The sequence below is a fragment of the Mesorhizobium sp. KACC 23794 genome (assembly GCF_052180275.1).
Lineage (GTDB): Bacteria > Pseudomonadota > Alphaproteobacteria > Rhizobiales > Rhizobiaceae > Kumtagia.
The window spans coordinates 1,227,287-1,246,744 of sequence record NZ_CP197465.1 but is presented as its reverse complement, the minus strand read 5'-3'; the positions used below and the strand labels follow the sequence as shown (position 1 = coordinate 1,246,744).

Below are 19,458 nucleotides of genomic sequence, written 5' to 3'. Positions count from 1 at the left end.
CTGCGCGCATCCAGAATTCTCTACCGCTCCGGATCGCTGGCCAGCGCCGAGATCGGCACGATCTCGATGCCGCGTTTTTTCGCCTCCGTGGCCCAGATGGTGACGGCGTCGACGGTGGTGTCGAAGGCGAAGCCGGTGCCGATGGCGAAACCCTTGGCGCGGGCGGTGCGCTCCAGTTCGTCGAGCTTCTTCAGGATGGCGCCGCGGTCGCGGTCGGTGTCGAGCGTCGCGTCGCCGGCGGCGAAGGGCACGCCGTTCTTCAGCGCCAGTTCCGGAGCGGTGGTGCGGGCAGACGAGCCGTCGTCGAGGTAGAGCAGGCCGCGTTTTCCGAGTTCGGCCAGCATCGGCTGCATCGCTTCGCTGTCCGCCGAGAATCGGGCGCCCATGAAATTCATCACGCCGGTGTAATTGGTGGTGCGCGACAGCGCCCAGCGCAGGTTCTTGATGCTCTCGTCGGCGGAAGCGTCGACCGTCAGCGTGTTGCGTCCTGGGTTGACGTTCGGATAGTCGAACGGCTCCAGCGGCACCTGCATGACGATCTCGTGGCCCTTCTGCCGGGCCGCCTGCATCCAGCGACCGATGCTGTTACCCTGCGGCGAGAAGGCGATGGTGACCTCGGCGGGAAGGCGCTGGATCGCCGCCTGCGTGCCGGTCTGCGAGATGCCGAAGCCGCCAATGACGATGGCGACGCGGGCGCCGCGCGCGCCGGACCACGGCCGCGCATAGACGTCGAAGGGACGCCGGCCGTCAGCGGCGCGGATGGGCAGCGGCCCGGTTTCGCTCTGCTCGATCAGAGCCGGATCCGGCAGATGCGCGACGCGCAAGTTCTGGCCGATCGCCGAGGGATCGCGGATCACCACGACACCGCTGCCGGACTGCTTTGCGGGATCGACGCGGATGATCTTCGCGCCGCCGTCGGCTTGCGTGGCGGATTTCGACGGATCGGCCTTGCCGGTCTCCGCCGTTTCAGGCGTGGTCGTCACCACCGGCGCCGGCATGCGGAACGGCCGGTCGCGCAGCGCGATGGCGCCGGAAACGGCGATTATGGCGAGAACAGCGAGGCTGGAGACCACCGCATTGGCGCTGACGCGGCGCGAACCGCCATCGCCCATCGCGAGGCCCTGCCCCAGCGGACGCTCGATTTCCCTCTGCATGACCGACAAGCCGCACCCCTTTGCCAGATCCCAGGCAAATTCCGCCGGCTGCATCTTGTCATTGGAAGCTTGCGGCAGCCTTTCGCGCCAGCGCATGCGATCAGGACAACGGCAACGCGATACGAAATGGCGGATACGCTTCGCCAGACAAGAAAACGGCGGAGATGATCTCCGCCGTGTTTCCCTGAACGCTTACTGGTTGAGGACGGCCTTGTCCGGGTTCGGCGGGAAGGCCGGATCGGTCTTGATGCCGCGCAGCAGGTCGAGCGCGTAGGCAAGCTGCACGTCGTCCTTCGGATCCGGCGGCACGTAGGCGGCCGAGCCAGAACCCTGGTCGCTCTCGTCGGCGCCCTTGATGTGGCCCTTCAGATCCGACTCGCCGCGCGTCGTGTCGACGTTCTTCAAATCCTCCGGCAGCGGCTGGTCGACCTTGATGTCGGGGGTGATGCCCTTGCCCTGGATCGATTTGCCGGACGGCGTGTAGTAGAGCGCCGTGGTCAGGCGCAACGCGCCGTTCTCGCCGAGCGGTATGATGGTCTGCACCGAACCCTTGCCGAAGGACTGCGTGCCGACCACGGTGGCGCGGCGATGGTCCTGCAGCGCACCGGCGACGATCTCCGAGGCGCTGGCCGAGCCGCCATTGACGAGCACCACGACCGGCTTGCCGTCGATGTCGTCGCCGGCCCGCGAGTCGAAGCGGGTCACGTCCTTGGGATCGCGGCCGCGCGTCGAGACGATCTCGCCCCGGTCGAGGAAGGCGTCGGACACGCTGACCGCCTGGTCGAGCAGGCCGCCGGGGTTGAGGCGCAGGTCGAGCACGTAGCCCTTCAGCTTGTCGTCCGGTACCTGTTTCTTGATCGCCGCGATGGCGGCTTCCAGATCGTCGTAGGTCTTCTCGGTGAACGAGGTGATCTTCATGTAGCCGACGTCGTTCTCGACCCGGTACTTGACGGCCTTCACCTTGATGATGTCGCGCACGATGGTGATATCGAGCGGCTTGTCGGCGCCTTCGCGCAGGATGGTCAGCTTGATCGGCGTGTTGACGAGGCCGCGCATCTTCTCGACTGCGTCGTTCAGCGTCATGCCGCGCACTTCGTCGCCGTCGATGGCCGAGATGTAGTCGCCGGCGCGCACGCCGGCCTTGGCGGCAGGCGTGTCGTCGATCGGCGTGATCACCTTGACCAGCTCGTTTTCCATGGTGACCTCGATGCCGAGGCCGCCGAACTCGCCCTTGGTCTGGACGCGCATGTCCTTGGCGGCTTCGGGGTTCATGTAGGACGAATGCGGATCGAGCGAGGTCAGCATGCCGTTGATGGCGCTTTCCACCAGCGTCTTCTCGTCGGGCGGCGTCACATATTGCGCCCGCACCCGCTCGAAGATGTCGCCGAAGATGGCAAGCTGCTTGTAGGTTTCGGAGCCCGCCGCGTTCGCCGTCGTGCCGGCGGCGCCATAGACGAGGCTCATGGCTGACGCGCCCATCAACGCACCGGCAAACAGAAGCGACAATTTACGTACCATTTGCTGTCCTTCCAGAAAGACGCTCCGCCCACCAGGGGGTCGGATCGACGGGTTTTCCATCCTTGCGGAACTCTACATAGAGTTCCGGTCCATTCGCCACATTACTGGCCAGCGTGCTTGCCACCCTGGCTTCCCCCATCGCACCGACCGGTTCCCCGGCCAGAACCGAACGTCCGAGTGCGACGGTGATTCTATCCATTCCCGCCAGGACGACATGATAGCCGTCGCCCGCGTCGAGGATCAAGAGTTGTCCGTATGAGCGGAATGGCCCCGCATACAGCACATTCCCATCGGCAGGAGCCGTGACGATGGAGCCCGATTGTGTCGCAACCATGTCGCCCTGCATCACGCCGCCGTTATCGTCCTTGCCGCCGAAACGCCGCTTGAACCTGCCGTTGACCGGCAGCGCCAGCTGGCCGCGCAACGCCTCGAAGGGCAGCGCCGCGATGGTGCGGTTGTTCTCCGGCAAAGCGGCGATCTCGGCGTCGCGGGCAACCAGCTTCTCCTTGGCGGCGCGCGCCTCTTCCGCCAGCACCCTGTCCTTCTCCGCCTGCTTGTCGAGCGCGGCGATCAACTCCTTCAAACTGCCGGCCTTGGCGGCCAGTTCCTCGGCGCGCTTGCGCTCGGCGGCAAGTTCGGCCTCGGTCTCGCCCTGCAGCTTCTGCTTGGCCGAAAGCAGCATGGTGAGCCGCTGCTGCTCCGCCATCTGGTCGGTGACGGAGGCGGTGAGCCTTGCGCGTTCCGCCTCGATCGAGCCGGTGAGGCGCGACAGCTCGGCCATGTCGGCCATCAGGATCTCCGTCTCCTGCCTGAGCTCCGGCACCACCGCGCCGAGCAGGATCGCGCTGCGCACCGACGACAGCGCGTCCTCCGGTTTCACCAGGATCGCCGGCGGCGGGTTCAGGCCCATGCGCTGCAAGGCGCCGAGCACTTCCGCCAGCACGCCGCGCCGCGCCCGGAGCGAAGCGCGGACCGTGTCGGCCTGCCCTTTCAGCCCGTCGAGTTTCGCGGTGATGTCCTCGATGTCCTGGCCGAGCTTCTTCTCGGTCTTGGCTGCCTGGATCAGCGCTGCGGTGATCGAGGCGTAGTCGTTCTTCACCCCCGCGATCTCGGCCGCGAGCTTTTCGACGCGGTCGGCCGAAAGTTCGATCTCGCGGTTGACGGCTTCGTATTCGGCGCGGCTCGAATCCGGCGACGGGGGCACCGCGCTCACCTGCTGGGCACGCACCACGACGGTCGCGGAGACGAGCAGGGCCACGGCCGCTGCGCCGCGGCAAAGCCCGTCCGCAATCCTCTTCGTCGCTTGCCCCATCATCCCGGCACTGAGTTCGTCGATGCGGGAGTCTACCCGCGCCTTTATTAACGAACCATCAACCATAAACCCGTCCCGCATCGCGCAACGTCGGACAGCAATTTGTCGAAAATTCGCCGGTGCCGGCCGGAGCAGCACTTGCTCTGTATCTCAAGTGAGATACATGATGAGGGGTAGAGCCGGAGAACTCGAATGGCCAATCGAACCTCGATGCTGCATGTCCGCGTCGACAACGACTTGAAGATAGCCGCGTCGGAGACCTTGGCCGAGGTTGGGTTGACCATATCCGACGCAGTGCGCATCCTTCTGACCCGGGTTGCCAAGGAAGGCGGCTTGCCCGCCGGCCTCGCCTCGGACCCCGAAGCCTACGACCGATGGTTTCGCGCCAAGGTGGAGGAAGCGCTTGCGGATACAAGGCCTTCGGTGCCGCACCAGGATGTGATGGATGAGGCCCAAGCACTGATTGACAGGAAGAGCCGTGCCTGGACCGGCGCTTGACTGGAAGGAAACGGCGCGCGCCGACCTGCTGTCGATCATCGACTACATTTCCGACGACAATCCCCGAGCTGCACAGCGTGTCAAGGACGACATCGAAGCCAAGGTGGCACGGTTGCCGGAGCATCCAGCGCTTTATCGGCGAGGCCGAATGGCCGGCACACGCGAGATGAATGTGCGGACCAATTACGTCGTTGTTTATGCTGAGGATGCCCGTGCCGTGACGATTTTGAGAGTGCTGCACGCTGCCCAGCAATGGCCACCGGTGGAATAACGTCGGCGACACAGCAGCTACCGTTGATCCTTTATAGCCGCTTCATATTGTCGTCGGGAACGATGGCGGCCAATAAAGCCGTTGCCATTCCCGCACATGCTGTCGCACATGGCAGCGCCACATGATCGGGTCAAATGCGAGGGGCGACCATGAAGATTCTCATACTCGGCAGCGGCGTGATCGGCGTGACGGCGGCGCATTATCTGGCCGAGGCCGGACACGAGGTGACCGTCGTCGACCGGCAGTCCGGGCCTGCGCTGGAGACCAGCTTCGCCAATGCGGGAGAAGTGTCGCCCGGCTATTCCTCGCCCTGGGCCGGGCCTGGGGTGCCGGTGAAGGCGGTCAAATGGCTGCTGATGAAACACGGCCCGCTGGTCATCCGCCCGCTGATCGACCCGACCATGTGGTCGTGGGTGCTGAAGATGCTGATGAACTGCAATTCCAAGCGTTATGCCGTCAACAAGGCGCGCATGGTGCCGATCGCCGAATATGCGCGCGACTGCCTGAGGGACCTGCGGGCCTCGACCGGCATTTCCTACGACGAGCGCAGCCAGGGCACGCTGCAGCTGTTTCGCACGCAGAAACAGCTTGACGGGATCGGTGGCGACGTCGAGGTGCTAAGACAGTTTGGCGTCCCCTTCGAGGTGCTGGACCCCGCCGGCTGCATCGCCGCCGAGCCGGCGCTGGCGAAGGTCAGGCAGAAATTCGTCGGCGGCCTGCGCCTGCCCGGCGACGAGACCGGCGACTGCCAGATGTTCACCGAGCGGCTGGCCTCGCACGCGGCGAGCCGCGGCGTGACGTTCAAATTCGGCACGACGGTAGAGCGTATCGTCGCCGAGGGCGGCAAGATTTCGGGCGTCGCCACCAGCGCCGGGCTTCTCACCGCCGACGCCTATGTCGTGGCGCTGGGCAGCTATTCGCCGATCATGGTGAAACCGCTCGGCCTGTCGCTGCCGGTCTATCCGATCAAGGGGTATTCGATCACCGTACCGATCCGTGACGAGGCCGGCGCGCCGGTGTCGACGGTCATGGACGAGACCTACAAGGTGGCGATCACCCGGCTCGGCGGCCGCATCCGCGCCGGCGGCACGGCTGAGATTTCGGGCTACGATCTGCGCCTGCATGACGGGCGCAAGGCGACGCTGCTGCATTCGGTCGGCGATCTCTTTCCGCAAGGCGGCGATCTGGAGGGAGCGAAATTCTGGTGCGGATTGCGGCCGATGACGCCGGACGGCCCGCCGATCATCGGCGGCACCCGGTTCGCGAACCTCTACCTCAGCACCGGCCATGGCACGCTGGGCTGGACCATGTCCTGCGGCTCCGGAAAAGTGCTGGCCGATATCGTCTCGGGCAGGAAGCCGGAGATCGAGGTGAAGGAGCTGGGATTGTCACGTTATGGCTGAATACACCATGCGCCGGCGGTGTGCTCCCGGGAGCGCTCCCAAGACCGTGATCGGATTTGACATTTGCCCCTAAAAAACCTAGATGTATGAAATCGATGTTGCTAGCCGATTTTGTCTACCAAGCGCTTGATAAGCGCCCTCTGGCGAATTCTTCTCCAAAATCGATCAAATGTTCGGCGTGTTTTACGCTCGTCGGACGGCATTTCACGAGCGATTGAAAGGAATCGTCATGAGCACAGGTACTGTAAAGTGGTTCAACGGAACCAAGGGTTTTGGCTTCATTCAGCCTGATGAAGGTGGTGCGGACGTGTTCGTCCACATCTCGGCTGTCGAGCGCGCCGGTCTGCGCAGCCTCAACGAAGGCCAGAAGGTCGGCTACGAACTCGTTCGCGACCGCAAGTCCGGCAAGATGTCGGCGGACAGCCTCACGGCTGCCTAAAATCCCCATTTCTGCATGGTGACCGCGGATGTACCGGCACCTAAGCAAAATGGAACGGGAGGGTCGGCTGGTCCGGCCCTTTTTTATTTTCCGCGCCGGCTGTCGGCAACCCGGCCCCAGGGAACGCGAAGGCGATGAAAATGAACAACAAAGACGATCAGCGCGATCGCGCCGCCCGCACCAACATCGCCGCCAAGACGATCACCGACGCGGAATCCAAGGCGCGCGACGCCAAGACCGACCGGCTGCGCAAGCTGCGCATGGCGCAGGAGGCGGTCGACGCCCCGCTTGCCGTGGCAAAGCCCGCTAAAGCCCCCGGCGCACGTCGCCCCGCCAAATAGGCCTGGCAGCCAAGAGGCCGGCCATGAGGGCGCGCTGAGGAAAACCGCGCGGCAGGCAAATCCCGCCGCGCTCGAACTGCTTTTTTAGATCTGACGCTTGCGTCCGCTGCGGCGGACACGGGCGCGCCATTCGGGACAGGCAGCGGGGGTCATGGGCGAGATTGGTGTCGCGATCCTGATCTTCCTGTGCCTGTCGGCCGCCTCGCTGGGTTGCCTCGCGACCTATGAGAGGCTGCCGCTCCACCATCGTCACGACGAAACCTACAATCTGGTCAGGGTGGTCGCCAACATCTTCGTGGTGATGACCTCGCTGGTGCTGGGGCTGACGATCAACTCGGCCAAGAACACCTTCGAATCGATCGACTCCAACATCCACGCCTTCGCTACCGAAATGATCCTGCTGGACAGGACGCTGCGGCGCTACGGGCCGGAAACGGAGCCGGCGCGCCAGGCCCTGTTCGACTACGTCAAGCGTGTGATGAACGACGGCCCACTGGGCGCGGAGCCGCACACGGTAGCGGACCGCACAGCCGAGGAGTTGCTGAATGCGGTGGGCGACAGGCTCGACGCGATCACCCCGCCCGACGCGCAGAAGACGGCGCTGTGGCAGGAAGCGCGCCAGCACCTGCAGAAGGTCGTGGAACTGCGCTGGGTGCTGATCGGGCAGTCGGAAGGCGACCTGCCCAAGCCGCTGCTAATAATCCTGGTCACCTGGCTGGTGGCGATCTTCGCCAGCCTGGGCTATCGCGCGCCGCGCAACGCCGTGGTGGTCGGCACCTTCGTCGTCTCCGCGGCGCTGATCTCCGCCTCGATCTACCTGATCCTCGACATGGACGCGCCGTTCGCCGGGCCGATCCGGGTTTCACCCGCGCCGCTGGAGCGCCTTTTTGCCGAGATACAGACCTGAGGGGCGAGCCTGCCGCACCGCGCCCTGCGGACCGGCAAGAAAGCGGCTCGCGCCCCGATTGAACCGCCCCGGCAACTCTGCCAGAAATTAGCCGGGACATCGGGGCATCTCCTGCGGGAGATTGGGGAGCGGGAAAACAATGAGGTTTCGCAGGAGTGCGCCCGCGGCGTTGATCGCCACGGTGATCGTCGTCGTGGCGGCGCTGACCCTGCTTTCCGCGCGGCTGTTCAGCGGCCTGACCGACGCGGTCGAAAAAAGCCAGTTCGAGCTGATGCAGGCGATCTTCGACACCGCGCTGCGCGACGCCGAGAACAAGGCGCTGGCGCGCGCCGAGTTGCTGGCTGCGCTGCCGGTGACGCGGCAGGCGGTGGCGGCAAGTGACCGGCAGGCGTTGCTCGACAATTTCGCCGCCATGTTCGCCGGCCAGAAGGAACGGCACAGCGTTGACCAGGTGCAGTTCCACGTGCCGCCGGCGACCTCGCTTCTGAGATTGCAGGACCCGACCTTGTTCGGCGACGACCTGACGCGCTTCCGGCCGATGGTCGTGGCGGTGAACCGCGACCACGTCTCGGCCAAGGGGCTGGCGATCGCCCGCAGCGGCCCGGCGATCTTCGGCGTCGCGCCGATCGCCGACATGCAGGGCAACCACGCCGGCAGCGTCGAATTCGGGCTGGACTTCGGGGCGGTGCTGGTGGCGATGAAAAGCGCCTACGGCCTGGAATTCTCGCTGTTCGTGGAGGAGAAATCGCTGCGCGACTTCGCCACGGCGATCGATCCGGCGGTGTTCAGCGAACAGAACCGCGTCGGCCGCTTCGTGCGCATGGAAACCACCAATGGGGCGCTGATGGGCGATCTCGCCGGCGACGCCGACATCTCGACGCTCAACGAGCCGGCCACCTATGCGCGCGACTCGCAGGGCGTGCCGTACGGCGTGCTGCTGGTGCCGCTGCGGGACGGCGCCGGCCAGTCGCTCGGCGTGGTGGCGGCGGCCCGCGATTTCTCCGGCTCGCGCGCGGCGGCGGGCCGGTCGCTGGCCTGGCAGGCCTGCCTTGCGGTGTTCGCCATCGTCATTCTCGCCGGCGCCATCATCGTCGTCGTCCGCGGCCTCCTGCTGCGGCCGCTGGAGGTGGTGGTGAACCGTTTCGTCGGCCTGTCCTCCGGCGGGGCCTCGGTGCCCATCGAGGGCGCGGAACGCTTTCCCGCAGAACTCCAGCCGCTGGTCCAACTGCACGACCGCGTCGCCGCGAAACGCACCGCCAAGAGCCAGGCATGAGGGCCGTCCTTGTCGCCATCGCCTGGCTGCTGCTGGGGTTTTCCGGGTCGGTGCTGGCCGACACGAGCCTGCCGATGGACAAGGGGCTGCCGGTGCGCGTGAAGGCCGCGATCGGCTATGTCGAGTTGACCGCCTTCGACGAGAACGCCGCGACCTTCAAGGCGACGGTGGACATCAGGCTGCGCTGGGAGGATCTGCGCCTGCGCCGGCCGGCGGCCGAAGCCAACGATCCGCCGCGCGTGCTGCGCGGCGACGGCGCGCTGGAGGAGATGAAGCGCATCTGGATCCCCGATGCGGCGGTCGCCAACCAGGCGGCGGAGGCCGCGCCTGCCGAGATCGGGTTGCGCATCTTCCCAGATGGGCGCGTCGAGATGCTGAAGCGCATCAGCGGCGAATTCGCCACAGAATACGACGTGTCGAGCTTCCCGTTCGGCAGGCAGGAACTGCAGGTGCGCCTGGCGCTGCGGGCGCAGACCGCCAACCAGGCGGTGCTGGCCTTCGACCAGGACGACCTCGATTTCAGCCGGCCGGACGCCGGGGCGCGGCTCGACGGATGGTCGCTGCGCTTCGTCAATCTCGCGGTGACGGAGCAGCCGGGCTGGTACGGCGCCTCGCACGCCGCGATCACCGCCTCGCTCGGCGCGGTCCGCGATCCCGGGCCGATCATCGCCTCAATCTTCATTCCGCTGCTGGCGTCGCTGCTGATCCCGCTGCTTGCCATCTGGCTGAACCGCGTCGAGGACGGCGCCTTCCAGATCGAGACGTTCGAACTGGTCAACATCATCATCGGTGGTCTGTTCGCGGTGATCGCGCTGAATTTTACCGTCAACTCGGTCTACGAGGTTCTGGAGAGCGGCGACAACCCGATCAACCGGCTGTTCGCGCTGAATTATGTGACGCTTGCGGTGAGCCTCGCGGTCAACGTGCTGCTGTTCCGCTTCCGCGTCGTCGAGCGGGCCTTCGGCGTCTATGTGCAGGAGCAGTTCTACCTGTTCCTGGTCTGGGCGATCCCGCTGCTGGTGCTGACCACCGCCGCCTCGATCATCCTGGTGGCGCTGGCCTGACGCGGCGGACGTCGCGTCGACCTGCCGCCCTGAAGTCCCATCGGCCGGGCGATCTTCCCGGCCGATGTCGAAGCGCATGACGAGGCGACGCTGCCAAGGCAGTCGCTCGACCGGCCTCATCGCCCCCGCCGTTACCCGTGCCGGTCCCGTCAATAAAGCTGGTATTCGTCCATCTCGGCGGCGTGCGGCTCGTCGCGGTCGGGCATGGTGGAAGCGATGTTGGCCAGACTGACCGGCTTGAACGAGAAGATGCTGTCGTATGCCGCAGCCACGACCTTGTCGTCGAGCAGCTTGCCCTTGCCGTCGAAGTCGGCCTCCATGATGAAATTGACTTCGTCCTTGGTGTAGCCCGGATCCCAGTGCGTATTCTCCGGCACCTGCGAATGGCCGTAGTGGCCGGCCTTGGTGTCCCAGTTTTTCGCATTGCGGTTGTGGCCGCCCGGATCCTTGCCGGCCGGCGTCGCCGTTTTCGGCAGGCCGTTCGGCCAGCTCTGCGGAACCTTGTGGGCGTTTTCCAGCCACCGGCAGAGCCTGGCCACATTGGTCAGCGTGTCCATGTCCTTCTTCAGGTGGGCGAAACCGACGACCTCGATCTGGACGGCGCCGTCCTTGTTGGTCTGGACCCCGCCGGGCGCATTGCGCAGCGAGCGCGCCGACAGCGAGGTGTCGATATGCTGGTAAATCTTCTTCGAATCGACAGTAAAATGCGGATCGCTTTTGTTCTTCTTGTAGGCGCTCATGGCGTCCTTGGCGCTGTGTCCCTCGGTCGTGTGATGGACGATCTTGAACGGACCCGACACATACGGCCCGACCGGGCCGCTGATCGGAGTCCAATCTGCAAACGGGCATTTCGGCATGACGAAAACTCCCTGATAGGTTGTGAAAATTCAACATACAACTTATCAGGGAGGTATTCTAGGATTATTTTCCGCATCGACGCGATTTTTGCAACGCTTGACGGCTCCGCGCTCACACGAACAGCGTCTTGTCCCGTTCCACCGCCTTGGTGATGAAGCCGGCTACCGCCTGGACGCGGCGTAGCGGCCGTACCGATTCGTGATAGACCAGCCAGTAGGCGCGCCGGATCGGCGGGACCGACGCGACGGCGACGAGGTCCGGCATGGCCCGCGCGATGAAGGTATGCAGGATGCCGATGCCGGCGCCGGAGCGCACCGCCTCGGCCTGGCCCAGTGCGGAAGAAATCATGAAGCCCGCGCTCCAGCCGGGGCTGAACTCGGCCGCATAGTCGAGCGACGGATTGATGACCAGATCGGGCACGTAGCCGACGAGCCGATGGGCGGACAGGTCGGCGGCGGAAGCCGGCAGGCCGTTGGCCTCGGCATAGGTCTTCGAGGCGAACAGACCAAGCGTGTAGTCGACCAGCTTGACCGCCACCAGCCGGCCCTCGCTGGGGCGCTCGGTGGTGATGGCGATATCGGCCTCGCGCCGCGACAGCGAGAAGGAGCGCGGCACCGGCACGAGCTGGATTTTCAGCTCCGGATGCTGCGCGGTGAGATCGCCGAGTCGCGGCGCGAGGAAGGCGACGCCGAACCCGTCCGGCGCGCCGATGCGCACCGTGCCCGATACATCCTCGCCCTCGCCGGAAATCTCCGAACGGGCGACGAGCATCTCGGTTTCCATGCGCTCGGCGACGGCGAGAAAACGCTCGCCCGCCGGCGTCAGCTCGCTGCCGGTGGTGAGCCTGCGGAACAGTTTTGCGCCAAGCGCCTCCTCAAGCGCTGCGACGCGCCGCGACACGGTGGCGTGGTTGAGATCGAGCCGCCGCGCCGCGCCAAGGATCTGCCCGGCGCGGGCGACGGCGAGAAAGATGCGCACGTCATCCCAGTTCATGGGACGAGCCTGCAAGGTAGGAAATCCGGGGACAGGTTACTTAATTCCGGGTGCCTCCGGTCGCGACGGTCTCCGCTGGGAATTAAGTAAACTGTCCCCGGATTTCGCCGACCGCGCTCTGCCATTATGATCCATCTTTGCATCAAATGCTGTCCCGCTGTCATTTGTTATTTATTCCCCGCACAACGGCTGCGATTCCCCTCGCGTTGCCATTTGCCCGCAGAAGCGGGACAATGCGAGCATACGACAAGGGAGAGAAACCATGATCGAGTATGGGCATTTCATCGGCGGCAAGCGTGTCGCCGGAACCAGCGGCCGCAGCCAAGACGTGATGCAGCCGATGGACGGTACGGTGCGCGGCACCGTGGCGCTGGCCTCCAAGGCCGAGCTTCGCGCCGCCGTCGAGAACGCTAAGGCCGCGCAGCCGGCCTGGGCCGCCACCAACCCGCAGCGCCGCGTGCGCGTGCTCATGAAGTTCCTGGAGCTCGCCAACCGCGAGTACGATTCGCTCGCCGACATCCTCGCCCGCGAGCACGGCAAGACGATCGCCGACGCCAAGGGCGACATCCAGCGCGGGCTGGAAGTGGTGGAAGTCTGCATCGGCGCGCCGCACATGATGAAGGGCGAGTTCACCGACGGCGCCGGCCCCGGCATCGACGTCTATTCCATGCGCCAGGCACTCGGCGTGGTCGCCGGCATCACGCCGTTCAATTTCCCCGCCATGATCCCGCTGTGGAAGATCGCACCGGCGATCGCCTGCGGCAACGCCTTCATCCTGAAGCCCTCGGAGCGTGACCCCGGCGTGCCGCTGCGCATCGCGGAACTGTTCATCGAGGCCGGCCTGCCCGCCGGCATCCTGAACGTCGTCAACGGCGACAAGGACGTGGTCGACGCCATCCTCGACGACCACGACATCAAGGCCATCGGCTTCGTTGGCTCGACGCCGATCGCGCACTATATCTATTCGCGCGGCACGGCGAGCGGCAAGCGCGTGCAGTGTTTTGGCGGCGCCAAGAACCACATGATCATCATGCCTGACGCCGACATGGACCAGACGGTCGATGCGTTGATCGGCGCCGGCTACGGCTCGGCCGGCGAGCGCTGCATGGCGATCTCGGTGGCCGTGCCGGTCGGCAAGGATACCGCCGACCGCCTGATGGAAAAGCTGATCCCGCGCGTCGAAAGCCTGAAGGTCGGCCCCTCGACCGACAGCTCTGCCGATTTCGGCCCGGTCGTCACCGCCCAGGCACTGGAGCGCATCAAGGGTTACGTCGACACCGGCATCAAGGAAGGCGCGAAGCTGGTCGTCGACGGCCGCAACTTCAAGATGCAGGGTTACGAGAACGGCTACTACATGGGCGGCTGCCTGTTCGACGACGTGACCGCCGACATGCGCATCTACAAGGAAGAGATTTTTGGCCCCGTTCTCTCGGTGGTCCGCGCCAAGAACTACGAGGAGGCGCTGAAGCTGCCGAATGACCACGAGATGGGCAACGGCGTGGCGATCTTCACCCGCGACGGCGACGCCGCCCGCGACTTCGCCTCCAAGGTGCAGGTCGGCATGGTGGGCATCAACGTTCCGATCCCGGTTCCGATCGCCTATTATACCTTCGGCGGCTGGAAGGGCTCCGGCTTCGGCGACCTGAACCAGCACGGCCCGGACGCCTTCCGCTTCTACACCAAGACCAAGACCGTCACCTCGCGCTGGCCCTCCGGCGTCAAGGAAGGCGCGGAGTTCGTCATCCCGACGATGAACTGAGACCACGCCTCATCTCTGGCTTGAACGAAGGAGCGCGGCCCGTCGGGCCGCTCTCTATTTTGCTTGCGGCTTGATCAAAAAACGCATCGACAGTATGTAGGTAATATCACTACTTGTTGGTCGCATCATGGAAGAGACGATATCGGCCGCAGATGCAAACCGCGAATTCTCGCGGCTTCTGCGCGGCGTACGCGAAGGCAACAGCTATACCGTGACCAGCCACGGAAGGCCGGTCGCGCGGATCGTGCCGGTCGATGAAGATCGCAGCGCTCGGGAAGACGCGAAGCGGAGGCTGATCGCAGAACTCAAAACCCGCCGCATTGTTCATGCCGAACCTTGGACGCGTGACGATCTGTACGACGATTGATGAAAGTTGGCCTCGACACCAATATTCTCGTTTATGCTGAAGGCATCAATGACAGGGAGCGTCATCAACAGGCGCTTCAACTGATCGAGCGTCTCTCTCCCGACGATACTTTCGTTCCAGTACACGTCCTTGGCGAACTCTATAACGTGTTGACGCGTCGCGGCGGCTATTCGAAACCATATGCGCGTCAACGGATCGAGAGATGGACCGAGGCCTTTTCGGTTGTCGATACGACGGCGGACGGATTTACGACGGCCGCCGATCTCGCTACCGACCACAATCTCACCATCTGGGACTCCGTAGTCGTCTGCAGTGCGGCGCGAGCCGGCTGCCGCCTGCTTCTTTCGGAAGACCTGCAGGATGGATTCAACTGGGGCGGCATGACCGTGGTCAATCCTTTCGCGACCGCAACACATCCGCTGATGGCGGCGCTGCTCGAAGGCAAGTGATTTCACGGAGTAAGCCGCAACATACGCATGTACGCCTCGACGGCGGAATCTCTGTCCACAGGCTTCAGTTCGAAGCCGTCGCCGCCTCCGCCCAAACCCCGCTCTTCTTGCTGCGCGCCTCGTCCTCCTCGGTCCGGTAGCGGTCCTTGCCCGCAGACATCACCGCATAGCCGGCGGCCGCCATCTGCCCGCCCAGATCCTTCTCGTTGCGCACGCATTCGACGAGGACAAAACCGTCCTTCTCGCCGAGCGGCGCGCAGCGGATCGGCTTGGCCCGGAGCAGCCGGCTCAGCGCCACGCGCGACTTCAGCCCGCAGGCCCAACGCAACCCGTCAGGATTCTTGCAGGTCTTGGCGGCGGGCACCGGGTCGAGATCGGCGAGCCGGTACTTCTTCCCCTCCTGCTTGAAGCTGACGCTGTCGATGACGACATAGGGAAGCGTACGCTTGAGATGCAGCGGATAGCGTTCCTCCTTCGCTTCGGTCTTCTGTGCGCTGGTGGCCGGGAGCCGTTCGAGCTCCTGCTTCTGCTTGTCGACGCGCTTGGGCGCGTCGGACCAGAGGATGTCGCCCGACTTGGCCGTGCCTTGCGCCAGGACAGGCCCAGGCAGGGCGAAGGCCAGCATCGCAGCCAGCAGCCCGGCAGCCCGACGACCCGAAACGAAAACACGATGGCCCATGCCGCCGCTCCACTCTGCGCCGCAAAATCCCCTGTCCGAAGCCTGGTCGCGCGAGGAACGATATCCCACCGGCATCACAGTGTGCTGCCTGGCGCGACGCGACGGACCGGGGGGATTCGGCGACAATCCCAGCCAACTATTCTAGTCCGATCCGCGCCGCCGAAAACCCCTTTGCCGACGTTTCACAGCGCCGAATGGCCGCGCGGTAAACGATCCGCCAACGCGACACGGGGCCGCGCGCGGACTTGCCTATTCCGGCGAAAGGGATAGGTGTCTGGCTTTCGCAGCGGCAGGGAGAAACGCCATGAAGGAGCGCATCGGTTTCATCGGTCTCGGCAATATGGGCGCGGGCATGGCCGCCAACATATTGAAGAAGGGCTGGCCGCTGACGGTGCTCGCCCACAGCAGGCGCGAGGCGGTCGACAGGCTGGTCGCCGCCGGCGCATCCGAGGCGAAGACGCCGCGCGAACTGGCTGACAAAAGCGACATCGTCGTGCTCTGCGTCACCGGATCGCCGCAGGTGGAGCAGGCGATCAACGGAGCGAACGGCCTGGCATCGGCCGGCAAGAAGCTGATGATCGTCGACTGCTCGACCTCCGATCCGGCCTCCACCGTGCGCCTGGAGGCCGAGTTGAAGGAGCGCGGCATCACGCTGATCGACGCGCCGCTCGGCCGCACGCCGAAGGAAGCCGCGGACGGCACGCTGGACGTGATGGCCGGCGGATCGGCTGATGATCTCGCCCGCGCGCGGCCCGTGCTGGAAGCCTTTGCCGGACGCGTCATCCACACTGGCCCAGTCGGCACGGGCCACACGATGAAGCTGCTCAACAATTTCCTGTCGATGGGCTACGCCGCGCTCTATTCCGAGGCGCTGGCCCTCGGCGCCAAGGCGGGGCTGTCGCCAAAGACCTTCGACAGCGTGATCCGCGGCGGCCGCATGGATTGCGGCTTCTACCAGACCTTCTTCGACTACGTGGTCAACCGCAACGAGAACGCCCACCGCTTCGCGCTGGCCAACGGGCTGAAGGACATGACCTACCTCGCCTCCTTCGCGCAGTCCGCGAATTTCCCCAATCCGGTCGGCGCGGCGGTGCGCAACAGCTTCGCAATGGCGGTGTCGACCGGCCATGGCAGCGACTTCGTGCCGAAACTCTCGGACATCGTCGCTGGATTGAGCGGCGTCGACCTGACCAAGGTTTGAGCAGGCCGGCCGCCGGCCCGGCCTTCCCCTTGCACCCCGAATTGGGGCAAGGTCGGCAATCATGAAACGAGATTCGCGGCCCGCCGCGGTGCCTGTGCTGGTGCCTATGCCGGCGGAAGCGCCCTATACATATGCCGTTCCGGAAGGCATGACGGTCGAGCCGGGCTCGATCGTGCGCATCCCGCTCGGGCCGCGCATGGTGGCCGGCATTGTCTGGGACGGCCAGGGCGGCGCGGTCGACGCAAAAAAGCTACGGCCGATCGACCATGTCTTCGAATGCCCGCCGGTTCCCGAGCCGATGCGGCGCTTCGTCGACTGGGTGGCAAGTTATACCTTGGCCGCGCCCGGCATGGTCGCCCGCATGATCTTGCGCGCACCGGAGGCATTCGACCCCGAACCCTGGATCGAGGGTCTGCGCAAGACGGGCAGTGAGCCGGACCGCATGACCGATGCGCGGGCGCGCGTTCTCGAACTCGCCGATGACGGGCTGGCCTGGACACGCTCCGGCCTGGCGCATGCGGCCGGTGTGTCGTCGACCGTCGTCGACGGGCTGAAGGCGCAAGGCGTGCTGGCCATGGAGATGATCCCGCCGCGCCCGGTGGTGCCGGCGCCCGACCCCTCCTATGGCACGAACGCGTTGAGCGGCGAGCAGGAAGAGGCAGGGGCGGCGCTGCGCCGGACAGTCGAGGCGGGAAAATTCGGCGTGACGCTGATCGACGGCGTCACCGGCTCCGGCAAGACGGAGGTCTATTTCGAGGCGGTCGCCGCGGCGGTCGAGCGCGGCAAACAGGTGCTGATCCTGCTGCCGGAGATCGCGCTCACACAGGCGTTCCTTGAGCGCTTTCAGGACCGTTTCGGCGCCAAACCGGCCGAGTGGCACTCCGACGTGCCGCCGCGCATGCGCGAAAAGGTCTGGCGGCAGGTGGCGGAGGGCCAGGTGCGCGTCGTCGCCGGAGCGCGCTCGGCCCTATACCTCCCCTTCCCCGACCTTGGCCTGATCGTCGTCGACGAGGAACACGACCCCGCCTACAAACAGGAAGACCGCGTCTTCTACAGCGCCCGCGACATGGCGGTGGTGCGCGCCCATATCGGCGGCTTTCCGGCGATCCTCGCTTCCGCCACGCCCTCGGTGGAAAGCCGGGTGAACGCCAGCCAGGGTCGCTACGAACGCATCGCGCTGTCGTCGCGTTATGCCGACGCGGCCTTGCCCAACATCCGCGCCATCGACCTGCGCCGCGCCCCGCCGGCGCGCGGCGGTTTTTTGTCACCGCTGCTGGTCGACGGCGTACGCCGCACCGTGGAGCGTGGCGAACAGGCGCTGCTGTTCCTCAACCGCCGCGGCTATGCGCCGCTGACGCTCTGCCGCGTCTGCGGCCATCGCTTCCAGTGCCCGTCCTGCTCGGCCTGGCTGGTCGAGCACCGCTTTCGCGGCCAGCTTGTCTGCCACCATTGCGGCCATCACGAGCACCGTCCAGAGGTTTGTCCGGAATGCGGAACCTTCGACCATCTCGCCGCCTGCGGCCCCGGCGTCGAGCGCATCGCCGAGGAGGTGGTCGGCCATTTTCCCGACGCGCGCACCATCGTGCTGTCCTCCGACATCCTTGGCGGCGTCAAGCGGCTCCGGCTGGAGCTCGACGCCATCGCCAAGGGCGAGGCCGACATCGTCATCGGCACGCAACTGGTGGCAAAAGGCCACAATTTCCCGAACATGACGCTGGTCGGCGTGGTCGACGCCGATCTCGGCCTCGCCAACGGTGACCCGCGCGCCGCCGAGCGCACGTTTCAGCTTCTCAGCCAAGTGACCGGTCGCGCCGGCCGCACCGGCAAGAAGAGCGTCGGCCTGCTGCAGACCTTCCAGCCGGACCACCCGGTGATGCGGGCGCTGGTTTCCGGCGACGCCGAGGCCTTCTACGAGCGCGAGATCGCCGAGCGCGAGCGCTCCTCTTTGCCGCCCTTCGGCCGCCTGGCCGGCATCGTCGTCAGCGCCGAGACAAAGGCCGACGCGGAATCTCACGCCAGGCAACTGCGCCGCGCCGCGCCCCCTTCGAAGGACATCAGCTTGCTCGGCCCGGCCGAGGCGCCGCTGGCGCTGCTCGCCGGCCGCCACCGTTTTCGCCTGCTGGCCCACGGCGAGCGCAGATCCGACATGCAGGCTTTTTTGCGCGCACTGGTGGCTGCCGGGCCGAAGCCGCGCGGCTCGGTCAGGGTGCAGGTGGATATCGATCCACAGAGCTTTCTGTGATTGGCAAATTTTGACAATCGCGCCGCTCGGCCGTAGATTCGAGGCTCGTTAAGGGAGTTTTTCGATGCCGACCATGAATGTCAGCCTCACCGAGGAAATGACGAAATTCGTCGAGTCCGAGGTGAATGGGGGAGACTATGTCTCGGCAAGCGAGGTCGTGCGGGATGCCTTGCGTCTGCTGAAGCACGAGCGGCAAATGGAGAACGAGGAATTGCGCATTCTGCGCGAGGAGGTGCGCGTCGGCCTGGACGCCGCCGAGCGCGGCGAGTTTTCCGAGCGGACGCTGGACGATATCTTTCAGGCGGCGCTGCGCGAGAACGGTCTGTGAGGGTTCGCTACACCAAGCCGGCGGACAAGGACATTTTGCACGCATTGTCGAATTCGATCCGGCTTTTCGGACCGAAGCAGGCCGAACGTTATCTCGCCGTCATCCGGGCCGGCGTCCAGGCAATTGCCGACGAGCCGCAGCGCCCGGCATCGAAGGCTCGCGACGAACTCGGGCAGGGCATGCGGTCGTTTCACCTGCAGTTTGCGGCAAGGCGACGGGGTGGAGCCAGTCACGTCATCTATTACCGCGTGTCATCGACCGGGGAGGACGAGTTGATCGTCGTGCGCGTCCTGGCGGACAGGATGGATCCAACAAGGCGCGTCAAGTCCGCGTCAATGGATACCCGGAGAAAATAAGCGGCCGTTTTCGCCCGCCACTAGCGCGGCTCGGTGCGCGTGCCGA

21 protein-coding genes are annotated in these 19,458 nt (G+C 65.4%); 15 read left to right on the top strand and 6 right to left on the bottom strand.

From position 1 onward, the window contains the following. Nucleotides 1-20 precede the first annotated feature (20 nt). From ACSBOB_RS06280 to ACSBOB_RS06270, 3 genes are all read right to left on the bottom strand, one after another. Nucleotides 21-1,154 (bottom strand): divergent polysaccharide deacetylase family protein, encoded by a 1,134-nt coding sequence (locus ACSBOB_RS06280; RefSeq protein ID WP_442583656.1) that lies wholly within the window; start codon nucleotides 1,152-1,154, stop codon nucleotides 21-23. A gap of 192 nt (nucleotides 1,155-1,346) precedes the next feature. Then, entirely contained in the window at nucleotides 1,347-2,672 is a 1,326-nt protein-coding gene (locus tag ACSBOB_RS06275) for a S41 family peptidase (protein WP_442581595.1), read from the bottom strand. Continuing rightward, nucleotides 2,662-3,987, bottom strand: coding sequence for a murein hydrolase activator EnvC family protein (locus ACSBOB_RS06270; protein ID WP_442583655.1), 1,326 nt, complete (start codon nucleotides 3,985-3,987; stop codon nucleotides 2,662-2,664). Before ACSBOB_RS06270 ends, ACSBOB_RS06275 begins: the two co-directional genes overlap by 11 nt. A gap of 189 nt (nucleotides 3,988-4,176) precedes the next feature. Here ACSBOB_RS06270 and relB point away from each other — a divergent pair, with 189 nt between their 5' ends. From relB to ACSBOB_RS06230, 8 genes are all read left to right on the top strand, one after another. Next, nucleotides 4,177-4,482, top strand: coding sequence for a type II toxin-antitoxin system RelB family antitoxin (gene relB, locus ACSBOB_RS06265; RefSeq protein ID WP_442581594.1), 306 nt, complete (start codon nucleotides 4,177-4,179; stop codon nucleotides 4,480-4,482). Then, entirely contained in the window at nucleotides 4,463-4,753 is a 291-nt protein-coding gene (locus tag ACSBOB_RS06260; RefSeq protein WP_442581593.1) for a type II toxin-antitoxin system RelE/ParE family toxin, read from the top strand. The genes relB and ACSBOB_RS06260 overlap by 20 nt, the downstream gene beginning before the upstream one ends. A gap of 149 nt (nucleotides 4,754-4,902) precedes the next feature. Then, nucleotides 4,903-6,156: a D-amino acid dehydrogenase gene (locus ACSBOB_RS06255; protein ID WP_442581592.1), complete on the top strand. Its 1,254-nt coding sequence runs from the start codon at nucleotides 4,903-4,905 to the stop codon at nucleotides 6,154-6,156. 229 nt (nucleotides 6,157-6,385) lie between these two features. Beyond that, complete coding sequence (locus tag ACSBOB_RS06250; protein WP_396646915.1) at nucleotides 6,386-6,595, top strand: cold-shock protein; 210 nt, start codon at nucleotides 6,386-6,388, stop codon at nucleotides 6,593-6,595. A 140-nt stretch (nucleotides 6,596-6,735) separates the two neighbouring features. Beyond that, nucleotides 6,736-6,936, top strand: coding sequence for a hypothetical protein (locus ACSBOB_RS06245; RefSeq protein WP_442581591.1), 201 nt, complete (start codon nucleotides 6,736-6,738; stop codon nucleotides 6,934-6,936). Nucleotides 6,937-7,087: 151 nt separating this feature from the next. Next, nucleotides 7,088-7,843 carry a bestrophin-like domain gene (locus tag ACSBOB_RS06240; RefSeq protein ID WP_442581590.1) on the top strand — a complete coding sequence of 252 codons (756 nt, stop codon included), beginning with the start codon at nucleotides 7,088-7,090 and terminating at the stop codon, nucleotides 7,841-7,843. Between the two features lie 139 nt (nucleotides 7,844-7,982). Further along, complete coding sequence (locus tag ACSBOB_RS06235; RefSeq protein WP_442581589.1) at nucleotides 7,983-9,116, top strand: cache domain-containing protein; 1,134 nt, start codon at nucleotides 7,983-7,985, stop codon at nucleotides 9,114-9,116. Beyond that, nucleotides 9,113-10,180 (top strand): hypothetical protein, encoded by a 1,068-nt coding sequence (locus tag ACSBOB_RS06230; protein ID WP_442581588.1) that lies wholly within the window; start codon nucleotides 9,113-9,115, stop codon nucleotides 10,178-10,180. Before ACSBOB_RS06235 ends, ACSBOB_RS06230 begins: the two co-directional genes overlap by 4 nt. Nucleotides 10,181-10,329: 149 nt before the next feature. Here the strand turns inward: ACSBOB_RS06230 and ACSBOB_RS06225 are convergent, their stop codons facing one another. Next, the gene (locus tag ACSBOB_RS06225) at nucleotides 10,330-11,037 is read right to left on the bottom strand and encodes an N-acetylmuramoyl-L-alanine amidase (protein WP_442581587.1); all 708 of its coding nucleotides are present in this window, start codon (nucleotides 11,035-11,037) and stop codon (nucleotides 10,330-10,332) included. Nucleotides 11,038-11,149: 112 nt separating this feature from the next. Beyond that, nucleotides 11,150-12,031 carry a LysR family transcriptional regulator gene (locus ACSBOB_RS06220; RefSeq protein WP_442581586.1) on the bottom strand — a complete coding sequence of 294 codons (882 nt, stop codon included), beginning with the start codon at nucleotides 12,029-12,031 and terminating at the stop codon, nucleotides 11,150-11,152. A gap of 262 nt (nucleotides 12,032-12,293) precedes the next feature. Between ACSBOB_RS06220 and ACSBOB_RS06215 the strand changes: the two genes are divergently transcribed. The 3 genes from ACSBOB_RS06215 (at nucleotide 12,294) to ACSBOB_RS06205 (ending at nucleotide 14,606) form a co-directional block, all read left to right on the top strand. Beyond that, nucleotides 12,294-13,790: a CoA-acylating methylmalonate-semialdehyde dehydrogenase gene (locus ACSBOB_RS06215; RefSeq protein WP_442581585.1), complete on the top strand. Its 1,497-nt coding sequence runs from the start codon at nucleotides 12,294-12,296 to the stop codon at nucleotides 13,788-13,790. Between the two features lie 127 nt (nucleotides 13,791-13,917). Beyond that, a complete protein-coding gene (locus ACSBOB_RS06210) occupies nucleotides 13,918-14,157 on the top strand; it encodes a type II toxin-antitoxin system Phd/YefM family antitoxin (RefSeq protein WP_442581584.1) in 240 nt (79 codons plus the stop codon). Next, entirely contained in the window at nucleotides 14,157-14,606 is a 450-nt protein-coding gene (locus tag ACSBOB_RS06205; protein WP_442581583.1) for a PIN domain-containing protein, read from the top strand. Before ACSBOB_RS06210 ends, ACSBOB_RS06205 begins: the two co-directional genes overlap by 1 nt. A 64-nt stretch (nucleotides 14,607-14,670) precedes the next feature. On the opposite strand, the gene ACSBOB_RS06200 is transcribed toward ACSBOB_RS06205, so the two are convergent. After that, nucleotides 14,671-15,285 carry a thermonuclease family protein gene (locus ACSBOB_RS06200; protein WP_442581582.1) on the bottom strand — a complete coding sequence of 205 codons (615 nt, stop codon included), beginning with the start codon at nucleotides 15,283-15,285 and terminating at the stop codon, nucleotides 14,671-14,673. Nucleotides 15,286-15,589: 304 nt separating this feature from the next. Between ACSBOB_RS06200 and ACSBOB_RS06195 the strand changes: the two genes are divergently transcribed. The 4 genes from ACSBOB_RS06195 to ACSBOB_RS06180 all read left to right on the top strand — a co-directional run bounded on the left by ACSBOB_RS06195 (nucleotide 15,590) and on the right by ACSBOB_RS06180 (nucleotide 19,412). Then, nucleotides 15,590-16,486 carry an NAD(P)-dependent oxidoreductase gene (locus ACSBOB_RS06195; RefSeq protein ID WP_442581581.1) on the top strand — a complete coding sequence of 299 codons (897 nt, stop codon included), beginning with the start codon at nucleotides 15,590-15,592 and terminating at the stop codon, nucleotides 16,484-16,486. Between the two features lie 61 nt (nucleotides 16,487-16,547). Next, nucleotides 16,548-18,728, top strand: a complete 2,181-nt coding sequence (locus ACSBOB_RS06190; RefSeq protein WP_442581580.1) for a primosomal protein N' — start codon at nucleotides 16,548-16,550, stop codon at nucleotides 18,726-18,728. A 64-nt stretch (nucleotides 18,729-18,792) separates the two neighbouring features. Continuing rightward, nucleotides 18,793-19,056, top strand: coding sequence for a type II toxin-antitoxin system ParD family antitoxin (locus ACSBOB_RS06185; protein ID WP_442581579.1), 264 nt, complete (start codon nucleotides 18,793-18,795; stop codon nucleotides 19,054-19,056). Continuing rightward, nucleotides 19,053-19,412 carry a type II toxin-antitoxin system RelE/ParE family toxin gene (locus tag ACSBOB_RS06180; RefSeq protein WP_442581578.1) on the top strand — a complete coding sequence of 120 codons (360 nt, stop codon included), beginning with the start codon at nucleotides 19,053-19,055 and terminating at the stop codon, nucleotides 19,410-19,412. The genes ACSBOB_RS06185 and ACSBOB_RS06180 overlap by 4 nt, the downstream gene beginning before the upstream one ends. Nucleotides 19,413-19,458 lie beyond the last annotated feature (46 nt).

Excerpts from the sequence above, each read along its gene's own strand:
- ACSBOB_RS06280 (WP_442583656.1), bottom strand. The coding sequence starts at position 1,154 with ATGCAGAGGGAAATCGAGCGTCCGCTGGGGCAGGGCCTCGCGATGGGC.
- ACSBOB_RS06275 (WP_442581595.1), bottom strand. The coding sequence starts at position 2,672 with ATGGTACGTAAATTGTCGCTTCTGTTTGCCGGTGCGTTGATGGGCGCG.
- ACSBOB_RS06270 (WP_442583655.1), bottom strand. The coding sequence starts at position 3,987 with ATGATGGGGCAAGCGACGAAGAGGATTGCGGACGGGCTTTGCCGCGGC.
- relB (WP_442581594.1), top strand. The coding sequence starts at position 4,177 with ATGGCCAATCGAACCTCGATGCTGCATGTCCGCGTCGACAACGACTTG.
- ACSBOB_RS06255 (WP_442581592.1), top strand. The coding sequence starts at position 4,903 with ATGAAGATTCTCATACTCGGCAGCGGCGTGATCGGCGTGACGGCGGCG.
- ACSBOB_RS06250 (WP_396646915.1), top strand. The coding sequence starts at position 6,386 with ATGAGCACAGGTACTGTAAAGTGGTTCAACGGAACCAAGGGTTTTGGC.
- ACSBOB_RS06245 (WP_442581591.1), top strand. The coding sequence starts at position 6,736 with ATGAACAACAAAGACGATCAGCGCGATCGCGCCGCCCGCACCAACATC.
- ACSBOB_RS06240 (WP_442581590.1), top strand. The coding sequence starts at position 7,088 with ATGGGCGAGATTGGTGTCGCGATCCTGATCTTCCTGTGCCTGTCGGCC.
- ACSBOB_RS06235 (WP_442581589.1), top strand. The coding sequence starts at position 7,983 with ATGAGGTTTCGCAGGAGTGCGCCCGCGGCGTTGATCGCCACGGTGATC.
- ACSBOB_RS06230 (WP_442581588.1), top strand. The coding sequence starts at position 9,113 with ATGAGGGCCGTCCTTGTCGCCATCGCCTGGCTGCTGCTGGGGTTTTCC.
- ACSBOB_RS06225 (WP_442581587.1), bottom strand. The coding sequence starts at position 11,037 with ATGCCGAAATGCCCGTTTGCAGATTGGACTCCGATCAGCGGCCCGGTC.
- ACSBOB_RS06220 (WP_442581586.1), bottom strand. The coding sequence starts at position 12,031 with ATGAACTGGGATGACGTGCGCATCTTTCTCGCCGTCGCCCGCGCCGGG.
- ACSBOB_RS06215 (WP_442581585.1), top strand. The coding sequence starts at position 12,294 with ATGATCGAGTATGGGCATTTCATCGGCGGCAAGCGTGTCGCCGGAACC.
- ACSBOB_RS06210 (WP_442581584.1), top strand. The coding sequence starts at position 13,918 with ATGGAAGAGACGATATCGGCCGCAGATGCAAACCGCGAATTCTCGCGG.
- ACSBOB_RS06205 (WP_442581583.1), top strand. The coding sequence starts at position 14,157 with ATGAAAGTTGGCCTCGACACCAATATTCTCGTTTATGCTGAAGGCATC.
- ACSBOB_RS06200 (WP_442581582.1), bottom strand. The coding sequence starts at position 15,285 with ATGGGCCATCGTGTTTTCGTTTCGGGTCGTCGGGCTGCCGGGCTGCTG.
- ACSBOB_RS06195 (WP_442581581.1), top strand. The coding sequence starts at position 15,590 with ATGAAGGAGCGCATCGGTTTCATCGGTCTCGGCAATATGGGCGCGGGC.
- ACSBOB_RS06190 (WP_442581580.1), top strand. The coding sequence starts at position 16,548 with ATGAAACGAGATTCGCGGCCCGCCGCGGTGCCTGTGCTGGTGCCTATG.
- ACSBOB_RS06185 (WP_442581579.1), top strand. The coding sequence starts at position 18,793 with ATGCCGACCATGAATGTCAGCCTCACCGAGGAAATGACGAAATTCGTC.